This is a genomic window from Psychrobacter immobilis (assembly GCF_904846175.1).
Classification (GTDB): Bacteria; Pseudomonadota; Gammaproteobacteria; order Pseudomonadales; family Moraxellaceae; genus Psychrobacter; species Psychrobacter immobilis_E.
On record NZ_CAJGZM010000009.1, the window covers coordinates 69,545 to 82,015 of the forward strand.

The 12,471-nt window shown below is 41.7% G+C and carries 10 protein-coding genes and 1 rRNA gene; 4 read left to right on the plus strand and 7 right to left on the minus strand.

What is annotated here, in order from left to right; all coding sequences use genetic code 11:
- Positions 1-142 precede the first annotated feature (142 nt).
- Both murI and JMW39_RS11180 read right to left on the minus strand, forming a co-directional pair.
- A complete protein-coding gene (murI, locus tag JMW39_RS11175; protein ID WP_413786234.1) occupies positions 143-1,159 on the minus strand; it encodes a glutamate racemase in 1,017 nt (338 codons plus the stop codon).
- 64 nt (positions 1,160-1,223) lie between these two features.
- Positions 1,224-1,931 carry a DUF1285 domain-containing protein gene (locus JMW39_RS11180; protein ID WP_201546539.1) on the minus strand — a complete coding sequence of 236 codons (708 nt, stop codon included), beginning with the start codon at positions 1,929-1,931 and terminating at the stop codon, positions 1,224-1,226.
- A gap of 408 nt (positions 1,932-2,339) precedes the next feature.
- Here JMW39_RS11180 and JMW39_RS11185 point away from each other — a divergent pair, with 408 nt between their 5' ends.
- Complete coding sequence (locus JMW39_RS11185) at positions 2,340-4,250, plus strand: 4Fe-4S dicluster domain-containing protein (protein WP_413786235.1); 1,911 nt, start codon at positions 2,340-2,342, stop codon at positions 4,248-4,250.
- 118 nt (positions 4,251-4,368) lie between these two features.
- On the opposite strand, the gene JMW39_RS11190 is transcribed toward JMW39_RS11185, so the two are convergent.
- Entirely contained in the window at positions 4,369-5,865 is a 1,497-nt protein-coding gene (locus JMW39_RS11190; protein WP_201546540.1) for an alanine/glycine:cation symporter family protein, read from the minus strand.
- A 1,117-nt stretch (positions 5,866-6,982) separates the two neighbouring features.
- Here JMW39_RS11190 and JMW39_RS11195 point away from each other — a divergent pair.
- The 3 genes from JMW39_RS11195 (at position 6,983) to JMW39_RS11205 (ending at position 9,902) form a co-directional block, all read left to right on the plus strand.
- Positions 6,983-7,243 carry a DUF4212 domain-containing protein gene (locus JMW39_RS11195; RefSeq protein WP_011514563.1) on the plus strand — a complete coding sequence of 87 codons (261 nt, stop codon included), beginning with the start codon at positions 6,983-6,985 and terminating at the stop codon, positions 7,241-7,243.
- 4 nt (positions 7,244-7,247) lie between these two features.
- Positions 7,248-9,116, plus strand: a complete 1,869-nt coding sequence (locus JMW39_RS11200) for a sodium:solute symporter family protein (protein WP_201546541.1) — start codon at positions 7,248-7,250, stop codon at positions 9,114-9,116.
- 240 nt (positions 9,117-9,356) lie between these two features.
- Positions 9,357-9,902 carry a hypothetical protein gene (locus JMW39_RS11205; protein WP_201546542.1) on the plus strand — a complete coding sequence of 182 codons (546 nt, stop codon included), beginning with the start codon at positions 9,357-9,359 and terminating at the stop codon, positions 9,900-9,902.
- A 72-nt stretch (positions 9,903-9,974) separates the two neighbouring features.
- On the opposite strand, the gene JMW39_RS11210 is transcribed toward JMW39_RS11205, so the two are convergent.
- The 4 genes from JMW39_RS11210 to rrf all read right to left on the minus strand — a co-directional run bounded on the left by JMW39_RS11210 (position 9,975) and on the right by rrf (position 12,467).
- Positions 9,975-10,580, minus strand: coding sequence for a rhomboid family intramembrane serine protease (locus JMW39_RS11210; protein ID WP_201546543.1), 606 nt, complete (start codon positions 10,578-10,580; stop codon positions 9,975-9,977).
- A gap of 44 nt (positions 10,581-10,624) precedes the next feature.
- The gene (locus JMW39_RS11215; RefSeq protein ID WP_201546544.1) at positions 10,625-11,677 is read right to left on the minus strand and encodes a 5'-nucleotidase; all 1,053 of its coding nucleotides are present in this window, start codon (positions 11,675-11,677) and stop codon (positions 10,625-10,627) included.
- Between the two features lie 213 nt (positions 11,678-11,890).
- The gene (locus JMW39_RS11220; RefSeq protein WP_201546545.1) at positions 11,891-12,109 is read right to left on the minus strand and encodes a dodecin family protein; all 219 of its coding nucleotides are present in this window, start codon (positions 12,107-12,109) and stop codon (positions 11,891-11,893) included.
- A 243-nt stretch (positions 12,110-12,352) separates the two neighbouring features.
- Positions 12,353-12,467: ribosomal RNA gene (rrf, locus tag JMW39_RS11225) — 5S ribosomal RNA — on the minus strand.
- Positions 12,468-12,471: the final 4 nt, after the last annotated feature.

Consider the following 12,471-nt stretch of genomic DNA (forward strand, 5'->3'; position numbering starts at 1 on the left):
CTTTTCGGCAAATACTAGCCTAGCATAATATTGCTAATATGCGTTCAGTTTATTACTAATTCCACTAATATATTGCGGGATTATAACAGCTACCTCACTATTGAACAGGTAAAAAACTGATATTAGGGTAAAACAAAGTAGCTCAAGGAAAAAGATAATAGTTTATACGAGTCTGTTTACCTAATAAACGCTGTATCACAGCGTCTAACTGCTCATCATATTTGGTTGCATAAAAAGTCAACGGCGACAGTATATTTAAACCTGCTCTCATATGACCTAACCGCTCATTAGTTGAAACCTCAACTGGTAATGCCGACAACTGATTCGCTAATAAGTGGTTTGCTAACAACAGTTGTTTGACGCGCTCAGCGATTGCCTGCCCTGAATCGACAATTTGTATTGCTAATTGTTGCTCAGCAATCTCTTGCCGTAAAAACGCTTTAAAGAATGGATAATGGGTACAGCCTAGTACCAGCTGGTCGACGCCATCTTGCGCAAATACCTGTAATTGCTGACGCAAACCCTGAGCGGTTTCACTCTCTTGTGGCATACCTGCCTCGACCCAAGGGACTAATTTTGCGTCAAAATGCTTGGTGATTCTGGTCGCATTAGGAATGGCTACATTAGTAATGACATCATTAAGTAGCGTTCCATTTAAAGTCGCCTTTGTGGCCAGTACTGCGACATGACCCGTTTTACTGGCAAAGACCGCAGGTTTTAAAGCAGGAACCAAACCAACAATCGGCAGCTGCGGATAATAGCGGCGCGCGGTGTCTAGTGCATAAGCCGAGGCGCTATTGCAGGCGATAACAATAAGCTTGCAGCCTTGTTGGTACAGCCATTCTACTGCAGCTAGCGTCAAGGCTTTAATATCTTCACTATCACGATTGCCATACGGCACATGCAAAGTATCGGCATAATAAACATAACGCTCATACGGTAATTGCTGAGCCAAATGCAAATAAACTGATAACCCACCAACACCCGAATCAAACAATCCAATTGGTGCGCTGCGATCCTTTTTAACCGCATTATTTATCACGCCATTATTCGACATAACCTTTTTAATATTAGCATTATGATTAGTACCTGTCGGTGAGGCTGTATCAAGGCTCTCATAGCTTGTATTCTTTGGAGCTGCTTTTACGGCAATTTTCATTGCTATCTTACCGCCGTTTTTATATAGATGTTAAATATTATCAGATGCTAAATATGTTTTATGCTTAACTGGATGGCATCGATAACGGATAAGACTTGCCGCCACTTTGCAGCGTTAGTATCGTCTCACCATCACGCTCTGTCAATTCCCCAATTTCGGTTAAATGATAAAAAGTATTGCGACCAATCAGCGCATGCAAACCATTTCGCACCATCATATAAGGACGAATTTGAACATCAGCTTCTATGTTCTGCTTTTCTTCGCTCTCGTTATGGTCATGGTTTTTGCCTGAATAAGCACGCAAACTAATCGGATGCTTATCATCTAAACGCACCACATCGCCAGTTGTAGTGGTAAATTCTAGCCAGCGCGTATTGTCTTCATCAATGACACCGACATCATCAATTAATAAGGGCGCATCTTCTACTTGAATACGCAGCTTTTGCACCGGCGTCTTTAAAAAGTACTCAACCACGCCATTATTTTCCTCTTTCCACAAAATAGTGGCAAATAAATTAACCAATGACTGCCGGGTCATATGCCCACCTTCGTGCCACCATTCACCATTGGCTTTGATAATCAAATCCATATCGTCTACTTGCTCAGGGTGCCATTTCTCCAGTGGCGGTATGGCGCGTCCTTGGCGTGTGCTGGCTACTGACTTAAAATACTGGCTAAGCGCATCGATGCTATTTAGCTCGGACGCCTTATCATTTGGGGCTTGAGCATCATTTTTACTCGCAGCATCGACGCTTTTATTATTATCGCTCATCATATAATCCTTTATTTAGTAATCAAAGTTTGGCAAATCTATTATTACTATAAATTTTAGTTTCGGGTATGATGAAAGCCTATCGTCATTGTACCCCTACTCACTCAATCCTACCTTAACATTGATGCCCAGAAATGCGTATCGTGTTTGTAGGACTTTTCTTTTATAATGGGTAACGATTTTTTATTTGAAATGCTTCAGTGGGTGTTGTATTAATGACACATTTTACGTTACAGGTTGGTATTTTTTAAGCAAATATTATTAACCTTAACGCCGTCAATTGATGCCGCAAAGACAGTTTTTATCGGGCAGCCATATGTCTGAGTAACGTTAGCGCCGCAAGCCTTATTATTCAATTGTTAAGCTAATGATGCCCTGAGATAAGCCACTAAAAGTTTAGGAGTAGGTATGCAAGAGCAAGACAATCAAACGCCAGTCGTTGATAGTGATGGTGTTAATAGCGACATCGCAAATAGTGATATTGCAAACACTGACATCGCAAATAGTGATACGCCAGTAGCAGAAACGGTAGCTACAGAAGTAGCAGCAACACCAGAAATTAAAGAAGTTGCTAAAACTGAAGCAACAGAGGCGGCTTTGGTTGACGCGCCTGTGCTAGAAAAAGCACCGGAGCCAATCGTAGAACCTGTCGCTGCGGAGCCTGAAATCGAACGTGAGTCGATGGAATTTGACGTCATTATCGTCGGTGGTGGACCTGCAGGTCTATCTGCAGCTATCCGCTTGCGTCAGCTTGCTATTGCAGCCGGTAACGACGAATTTATGGTCTGTGTGGTCGAAAAAGGCTCAGAGTTTGGTGCGCATACCTTATCTGGCGCTGTCATCGAGCCGCGTGCTTTAGACGAGCTGATACCAGATTGGAAAGAAAAAGGCGCGCCTCTAAACGTTCCTGCTATTGAAGACCGCGTATACATGCTCGGTTCTGCTACCAAAGCAACCAAACTTCCTGATGCTATCGTACCTGCCAGCATGCACAATGACGGCAACTATATCGTCTCATTAGGCAACGTCGTTCGTTGGTTGGCTGAGCAAGCAGAAGAGCTTGAAGTCATGATGTTCCCAGGCTTCCCTGCCGATGAAATTTTGTATAATGATGATGGTTCGGTAAGAGGCGTATTAACCGGCGATATGGGCGTTGCCGCCAATGGCGAAGCCAAATCTAGCTTTGAGCCAGGCTACCAGCTGCTGGGTAAATACACTATCTTTGCCGAAGGTTGCCGCGGTCATTTGGGCAAGCGCCTCATCAGTCGTTTCGCTCTTGATAAAGACTCAGACCCTCAGCATTACGGTATTGGTCTAAAAGAGCTATGGGAAGTAAACCCAGAAAAGCATGAGCAAGGTGTGGTCATGCATGGTTCAGGTTGGCCATTAACTGATACTGGTTCTTCTGGTGGTTGGTGGTTATATTTCGATGAAAACAACCAAGTAAGTTTTGGTATGGTTATCGATTTATCTTACTCAAACCCTTATATGTCACCGTTTGATGAAATGCAGCGCCTAAAACTGCATCCGCTCATTCGCAATGTCTTAGAAGGCGGCAAGCGCCTCTCTTACGGCGCGCGTGCGTTAACCAAAGGCGGCTTAAACTCATTACCAAAATTCACCTTCCCAGGTGGCGTATTGGTCGGTGATGATGCTGGATTCTTAAACCCTGCCAAAATCAAAGGTACGCACACTTCAATGAAGTCAGGCATGTTAGCGGCTGAAGCGATTTTTGAAGCGCTCCAAGCGGGCCGTGAGCATGATGATGTGGTCGCTTATAGCACTATGTATAAAGAATCTTGGTTATATCAAGATAACTACGAAGCGCGGAACTTTGCACCAGCGATGCACCGTCTGGGTCAATGGATGGGCGGCGCCTTTACCTTTTTAGAGCAAAATTTACTAAAAGGTAAGATGCCACTGACTATCCATGATAATAAGAGAGATTATGATCAGCTAGAGCGTGCAGCCCATGCTTATCAGCCAACCTATCCTAAGCCGGATGGTAAACTGATATTTGATAAGCTGTCATCAGTCTTTATCTCCAATACCAACCATGCTGAAGACCAACCAACGCATCTGAAACTGACCGATCCTACAGTTCCTGTTTCTATCAACTTACCACTATATGCTGAGCCTGCGCGTCTATATTGCCCAGCTGGCGTTTATGAAGTGGTGAAAGATGCCGAAGGTGCCAAGTTTGTCATCAATGCGCAAAACTGCGTCCATTGTAAAACCTGCGACATCAAAGACCCGTCACAGAACATCACGTGGGTCACACCAGAAGGCGGCGGCGGTCCTAACTATCCAAACATGTAAACCCTGTTTGAGATAAATATAGCTTAATAAAAAACCGCTCTTATGATATAAGGGCGGTTTTTTTATGCTTATATGCTTGATGGTTTAATAGCTCAATTTCTTGATTTGCTTATAAAGGCTAATCAGTCCATGCATCACGATTGGCTTCATCTTTTAATTTCACAAAGTCATCGGGATCGAACTTGATTTGATCACCCGTTTTACCTTCTTTGATTTGTCTTTCATAATCACGCAATATTCTGAGCGCAACCGGTGACAAGATTAAAATCGCTATTAAGTTAACGAGCGCCATGAGACCCATCGATAAGTCAGCAAAGTTCCAAATAGCAGGTAAGCTAGCAATAGCGCCAACAAACACCATGCCCAAGACCATAAAGCGGAAAATCATAATCATGACTTTGGCATTTTTTTCACCAGAGATAAATTCAAGATTAGATTCACCATAACTATAGTTGGCAATGATAGAAGTAAACGAGAAGAAGAAAATAGCAATCGCGACGAAAATCACGCCCATATCGCCCACATACTTCGACAATGCTAACTGGGTTAACTGAATACCCTCTTGTTCGACACTCGGGTCGACCACGCCAGAGAGAATAATAATGGCAGCAGTGGCTGAACAGATAACCAGTGTATCCATAAATACACCAAGCATTTGCATAAAACCTTGCACGGCAGGATGGTCAGGATGGCTTTTTGCCGTTGCCGCTGCATTAGGCGCTGAGCCCATACCGGCTTCGTTCGAAAACAAACCGCGCTTGATACCGTTAATCATTGCCTGTGCAATACCATAACCAATCACACCGCCTGCTGCCTGCTCAAAGCCAAAGGCTGATTTTACAATCAAGACAATCGCTGCTGGGAACTCGCTAAAGTTGGTGACAATAATATAAAGCGCCAACAAGATATAAAGTATCGCCATAACTGGCACGATTTTACCCGCGATACGCGCAACCGAACGCAGACCACCAAATACCACTGGCGCGACTAGCACCACCAATACCAAACCTGTCATCCAAGTCGGAATCCCAAAGGCTTGATTGGTCGCTTGCGCAATGGTATTTGACTGTACGCCGTTGAACGCCAAACCAAAAGCAACCAACAAACAAAGCGAGAAAAATATCGCTAGCCAGCGCTTACCCAAACCTTTTTCGATATAGTAAGCCGGTCCACCGCGGTAAACATTGTCATTATGCGGCACTTTATAGGCTTGCGCTAATGTTGACTCAATGAAACTGGTCGACATACCCACGATCGCCGTCATCCACATCCAAAACACCGCCCCCGGTCCACCAAGATAGATAGCAATGGCGACCCCTGCCAGATTACCGGTGCCGACACGCGCTGCTAAGGATGTCATCAGCGCTTCAAATGAGCTGATACCGCCATCTTTACGCCCTTGATTTGACACTCGCAATAACTGCCACATATGCCCGAAGTGACGAAACTGAATAAAGCGTGTAGCAATGGTAAAGTAAAGCCCAGCACCAATTAATACAAACATCAGCAATCCATACCATGGATTACTGGCAATTAACCAGTCGTTATTACCCCAGATAATACTAACACCGTAATTAACGATGTTATTAAACCAACCTGCTATGCTTTCGTTCATACTATATTTCCCTGACTGACTTTCTATATTTTTAACATATGTTATTAATTAATGTGACTGTCTACCCTCTTATGACGCTTTGTTGTCTCCTGACCTCACTAACAGTACTGGAAAGCTAAGCAATAAAGTGGCAATAAAATCACCCATATCATGCTGGCATATTTTAACTGACTTGCAATTATTTAACTATTTCAATCCTTTATTTAGAACTTTTAATATCTATAAACTTTTGATGAGTAAAAAACTTTAAATAAAAAATCTATTGTTATAAATAAGTAATAATGAAAAACTTTTAAGACTGATTAATAGTGATGACAGTATGACTATATTTATATAACGCTTATTTATTACAAAAAAACTTAGCGACATAACATGTGTTTATGAGTTCTTGATTGTTATTTTTAAAATAAATGCCACTTTTGACTTTTAGCTATTAATATAGCTAGAAGAGCAAATCCTTAACGTTAATAAGGTGTTAGTAGGCTATTCTGTCAAAGACGGCAGATTTATTAACCTTTACTAACATAAGTTAGCTAGAGTTTCTATGGGACGAATATTTAGTTACATAAAGTAAATAAAATTTATTTATTGTTAATTAAGTCAATATTGTATATATTCCTAATAAGTTTATAAAAACCGCTTGCAATACTTACTGGAATGAATAAGTTTTGAAGTATTGAAGCCATATTATCAGGAAGATGATATGAATGATGAGACAGAGGATTGTCAGCCAATACCGACCTTCCTACTTAAATCTCACTGTTTATATCCGCTTAATTTGATAAAAACCTCTATATCTCTGTTAATAGATAACGAAAAGATAAATTTTTAACCGGTTAATATTGATTTTATCCTGCAAATTTTATGGTGTCATACCGAGCAACTTAAAATCAGTGTATATATCGCTCGCATTGAAAGAATTTGCTCATATGTTGATAATTTTGGGTTACTTATCTGATTGATCATTCTGCTTTAGCCGTTCGTCTACCGTTTTTATGGTTTTAAGATGGACTGAGTGTCACACTACTTTTGGTAGTAGCACAAACACTAAAGCAAAATGACTTGTCAGACTCAAATCAGTGACCTTGTTTTTATGTTAGGCAAAAGGAGTTGTCCTATGGAGAACCACAACGATTCATCAGGTTATTGGCGCGCCAATCTCCGTCTTATTAAAGTCAGCCTCGTCATTTGGGCGTTAGTCTCTTATGGTTTTGGCATCTTGCTACGTCCATTATTGTCAGGTATTCGAATAGGCGGTACCGATATCAGCTTTTGGTTTGCACAACAAGGGGCTCTTATCGTCTTTATCGCTTTAATCTTTTTCTATGCATGGCGCATGAATAAACTAGATAAACAATATGGTGTAGACGAGGAATAGTCCTATGAGTCAATTTACGATTAATATTATTTTTGTAGGCCTATCCTTCGCTCTATACTTCGGTATTGCATGGTGGGCACGTGCAGGTTCGACCAGTGAATTTTATGTGGCTGGCGGCGGTGTGCATCCAGTAATGAATGGTATGGCAACGGCTGCTGACTGGATGAGTGCGGCGTCATTTATCTCGATGGCAGGTATTATTGCAACGGGCGGCTATGCGGCATCAACCTACTTGATGGGTTGGACCGGCGGTTATGTTCTACTAGCCATGCTCCTAGCGCCTTACCTACGTAAATTTGGTAAGTTCACGGTTCCTGATTTTATTGGCGACCGTTTTTATTCTAAAACTGCGGCTATGATTGCGGTGGTTTGTTTGATTATTGCTTCAACCACTTACGTTATCGGCCAGATGACGGGTGCTGGGGTGGCATTCTCACGCTTCTTAGAAGTTGATAACACCACTGGTCTGATTATTGCGGCTGTTGTTGTATTCTTCTACGCCGTACTTGGTGGTATGAAAGGGATTACTTACACGCAGGTTGCGCAGTATGTGGTTCTAATGATTGCGTATACGATTCCTGCAGTCTTTATCTCACTTGAGTTGACGGGCAACCCGATTCCAGGTCTTGGTTTGTTCTCAAACCATGTTGAAGCAGGTATTCCTATCTTAACCAAGCTTGATCAAATCGTCGTCGACTTAGGCTTTACCGCTTATACCGCTGATGTGCCGAACAAGCTAAATATGGTGCTATTTACGTTATCATTGATGATTGGTACAGCGGGTCTACCGCACGTTATCATTCGCTTTTTCACGGTTCCTAAGGTGGCTGACGCCCGTTGGACAGCTGGTTGGACGTTAGTTTTCATCTCGCTACTATACTTCACTGCCCCGGCAGTAGGTGCGATGGCACGTTTAAACCTAATCGATACTATTTATCCACAAGGTGTTGACGCCCCTGCTATCGAATATGATCAACGTCCAGACTGGATGAGAACATGGGAAGAAACGGGTCTTATTAAGTATAACGATCTCAATAACGATGGTCGTATCCAGTTATATGCCGATAGTGGACTTGGTGCAGCAGAGCTAGCATTGGCTGCCGCAAACACTGATGGCGGTGATGTCGCTGCTACCACAGCTGCGGTTGAAAAAGCAAAAGCTGAACATGCTTTAGAGCGTGATGGTGTCTTTGTTGATAGAGGCTGGGCAGGTAACGAGCTTGACGTCAACGCTGATATCTTAGTATTGGCTAACCCAGAAATTGCACAGCTACCAGGTTGGGTTATCGGTCTTATCGCCGCCGGTGGTTTGGCAGCAGCGCTATCAACGGCAGCTGGTCTACTACTTGCTATCTCATCAGCGATTAGTCATGACTTAATCAAGCGTAACCTTAACCCTAATATTAGTGATGCAGGGGAGCTAAAAGTTGCCCGTATCACGATGGCTATCGCGATTGTGGTTGCGACATGGCTCGGCATCAACCCTCCAGGGTTTGCCGCACAGGTAGTTGCACTAGCCTTTGGTATTGCGGGTGCTTCACTGTTCCCTGTATTAATGATGGGTATTTTCTCGAAACGTATTAATAACCTTGGCGCCATTGCTGGTATGCTAACCGGTCTTATTAGTATTTTGGTCTATATCTTTGTCTTCAAAGGCTGGTTCTTCATTACGGGTACTGCAAACTTCCCTGATACTGAAGAGTATTGGTTGTTTGGTATCTCACCATTATCATTTGGTGCGGTTGGTGCATTGCTTAACTTTATCGTTGCATTCGCTGTTTCTTATGCGACTGCGCCTCCACCAGCACATATCCAAGAGTTGGTTGAAAGTGTTCGTTCTCCACGTGGTGCTGGTGCGGCAATCGATCACTAAGCCATTAAAAGTGCAAATGATGGACAAACTTTTACGATAATAGATCACTCACAGGCAGTAGCTGCTTGTGAGTGATTTTTTTATCCAACTCTTGATTATTTTATTCATCCCTCTTTAAAGCAAAAATGATGAGAAAAGTTACCATAAGTGCCATAATAAATGCGCTTAAAATACTCATAAAAGTAAATTTGTTTTTAATAATTGGTATTAAATGCGCTGATGGCGTTAAGGAAAAGTATTATGCTTTTTGAGTTTATCGCGACCATAGCAGCTGGGTTTGGTTTGGCTGGGATAGCATTGGTTATAACTCACTTGAGTAAAATGGCTGGTAAGAAAGCGCCAAGATGGCTTATTCCATTATTTGGTGCCATCGGTATTTTTGGTTTTCAAATAAGCCAAGAGTATAGCTGGTTAGGCCAGCAGGTCGCCCAACTTCCTGAAGGCGTTCATGTTGTTAAAAAGGTTGAAGAAAGCACGTGGTTTCGTCCTTGGTCATATGTCAAACCACAGACATTACGCTTTATCGCCGCTGATAGCGGACACGCTCGCGCCAACGCCGATGCGCCAAATATTTATTTGGTTAATTTGTATTTGTTTGAAAGGCGTAGAAGTGTGCAGCAAGTACCGCAAGTTATCGATTGTGCTGCCCCTGCTCGTGCAGACTATGTACTACAAGAAAAAGACAGTAAGCTCAGTATTGATGAGCATGTGAAGCAAACCACCAAATGGCGACCTTTAGAAAAGACTGACCCGCTGTATATCAATATTTGTATCAATAAAAGTTAAGACTGATATCTTATTGAAAATCTGATATTAAAAATAAATCTGATATTGAAAACACTGTTGTGCTCATAGAAGTTAATAGCGCGTATTCATACTGCTATAAGCATGCTTTGAATTCGCTCCTAACAGTAAGCCGGCGCATAGCCCACCAAAATGCGCCGCAAATGAGATGCCTTGCTGCGGCATTAGACCTTGTTTAATAGTAAACCAATAACCTGTGCCCATCACAATGCAAGCAAGCAAATATCCCCATCGCCTTGCAAATACTGCCCCGCCTATCATGTAACCAAGCATCGCAAAACAAAGCCCCGACGCGCCGATATGAATCGATAACGGCGAACCAATGACCCAAGTTACCAATCCTGATGCCACGGCTAATTTAAGCACCGTACGATAAGCATTATTTTCAAATAGCCCAAATAAGAATAGAATTTGTAATAGCGTTAACGTATTGCCAAGTAAGTGGGAAAAATTGCCGTGCATTGTCCATGATGCAAAAACCCCAATCATACTACCGGTATCTAAGGCACGTGGAACAATACCAAAAATATTCCACAGACCAAAAAATACCGTTTCATTAAGAAAGAACATACCCCACATCGGTATAAGAACAAAAGCATATAAGCCGATGACTTGCTTAATTCTTTGCATGACTAGGGTGAATAATTGCTGCCATTTCATCTGACGTGTTACCTTTTAAGCCTTCTAATTTTATTAAAACTCTATTAATGACTCACAGAAGAAATCGAGCTTTCTACAGGTTTAAATGATAATAATGACGCGTCTTTGTCTGCCGTTAATATACTTTTGGCATGCAACAATGAGGTCGAATGATAAGGGACTAGGGCCGTCGGCATAAAATTACGCGCTGCATCAATATGTTTGACCGAATCATCAAAGAAAATATGTGGTGCAAAGGTTTTTAATACCGAAGTTTTTTCAAGTCCGCCTAAAAAAAACGCCATATCAAGATTAACACCCCAGTCTCTTAAAGTTTTGATAGCCCGCAGGTCAGCAGGAGCATTACGGGCAGTGACTAAGGCTATCTTCATAGGAGAAGTATGCAAGCTTGCAGGCAAACGCTCCTGCATCTTCGACAGCTTAATCAACAGCTCTGCATAAGGTCCCTTTTCTATAGGTAAGTCACGCATTTCGGCTTCACGCTCATGAAAAGCCTGCAAACCTTTTTGCTTATAGAGCAGCTCACCTGAGTCATCAAATAATACCGCGTCACCATCAAAGGCGATACGCAGCTGATTTGTGTCTAGCTCATAAGTATTTATAGGGGTAGCATCTAATATCGCACAGGCACAAATATTGGCATCTGCAACTTGTTGCGCATCATCACGATTGGTGGTCAAAAACAAATCCACATTAAAATCTTTAATATAGTGCGCTACAGGACTTCCAGAGATAAATGCCGAGCGTGAAATGGTTAAGCTATGTTCACGAATTGCATTGAGCACTTGAATACCCGTATCAGGGCTACTTTTTGAGACAATCACCACTTCCACTAACGGCGTATCAATACCTGAATCCTGCCCTTCACAGTCATGACAATAATTATTTAAATTTAATAATGCTTTAATAAGCGGATAGCCTGCGCCGATACTGAGCAGATCATTCTCACGTTCGGCCATATAGTTGCGGAATTCTTTAATCGCCTCGGTAGGTCGCTGTTGTAATAACGCTATCAAATGATTTTCAGATTCTGATAAATCAAATAAAGCGGTTGCTGATATTGCAACGATTAAGGTATTGGTAAAATCTACTGCCATAACTTTCTCTATTTATAAGAATCTGATTAAAACTGTCATATCAAAATATCCGCAACCAGTTTACTATATTTACTGCAATCTATAATGTTAAGAAATTTTTATGAGAAAAGCACCAGCTTATTACTGATTAGAGAACATAAAAAAAGCCTGCATACACAGGCTTTTTATTTTTTGAAATTAGGTTTGTAAGTAATTTAGTATTATTAATAATAATTAACTAAGATCAGTATCTTCATTAATGACAAAGCTCACAATCATAATGACATGATACTTATCAATCTTACCATCTGTAATGCCTACTTTCTGCTCTTTTACCCAAGCACCTTGAACATTGTTAATAGTTTTGGCGATACGCGCCACGCCTTTTTGAATAGCGTCTTCAAAACTTTTTTCTGAGGTACTACTTACTTCAATATTTTTTGCAATAGTCATAATTTTATCATCCTTGTGATTATTAATTCTTATCATATCAAATTTATCTATAAAAGCTCATGTTTTCAAAGCTATCCTGCATTGACAACATGGACTATAATTATCATAGCTTTAATAAGTGCTCTCAACAAGGGATCGATGTTAAGTTATGTATTAGGGATATATAAAACCGTCCTTAAGACCCAAACCCGAGTCAAAAGAAAACCCCCTCTGCTTTCGCAGAGGGGGTTTTCAGGAATAGAGAGCTGACGATGACCTACTCTCACATGGCCGGAGCCACACTACCATTGGCGCGATGATGTTTCACTTCTGAGTTCGGGAAGGGATCAGGTGGTGCCATCATGCTATTGTCGTCAGCAAAG

Coding starts and splice junctions, on each gene's coding strand:
- murI (WP_413786234.1), bottom strand. CDS start 1,159: ATGAAAATTGCCGTAAAAGCAGCTCCAAAGAATACAAGCTATGAGAGC.
- JMW39_RS11180 (WP_201546539.1), bottom strand. CDS start 1,931: ATGAGCGATAATAATAAAAGCGTCGATGCTGCGAGTAAAAATGATGCT.
- JMW39_RS11185 (WP_413786235.1), top strand. CDS start 2,340: ATGCAAGAGCAAGACAATCAAACGCCAGTCGTTGATAGTGATGGTGTT.
- JMW39_RS11190 (WP_201546540.1), bottom strand. CDS start 5,865: ATGAACGAAAGCATAGCAGGTTGGTTTAATAACATCGTTAATTACGGT.
- JMW39_RS11195 (WP_011514563.1), top strand. CDS start 6,983: ATGGAGAACCACAACGATTCATCAGGTTATTGGCGCGCCAATCTCCGT.
- JMW39_RS11200 (WP_201546541.1), top strand. CDS start 7,248: ATGAGTCAATTTACGATTAATATTATTTTTGTAGGCCTATCCTTCGCT.
- JMW39_RS11205 (WP_201546542.1), top strand. CDS start 9,357: ATGCTTTTTGAGTTTATCGCGACCATAGCAGCTGGGTTTGGTTTGGCT.
- JMW39_RS11210 (WP_201546543.1), bottom strand. CDS start 10,580: ATGAAATGGCAGCAATTATTCACCCTAGTCATGCAAAGAATTAAGCAA.
- JMW39_RS11215 (WP_201546544.1), bottom strand. CDS start 11,677: ATGGCAGTAGATTTTACCAATACCTTAATCGTTGCAATATCAGCAACC.
- JMW39_RS11220 (WP_201546545.1), bottom strand. CDS start 12,109: ATGACTATTGCAAAAAATATTGAAGTAAGTAGTACCTCAGAAAAAAGT.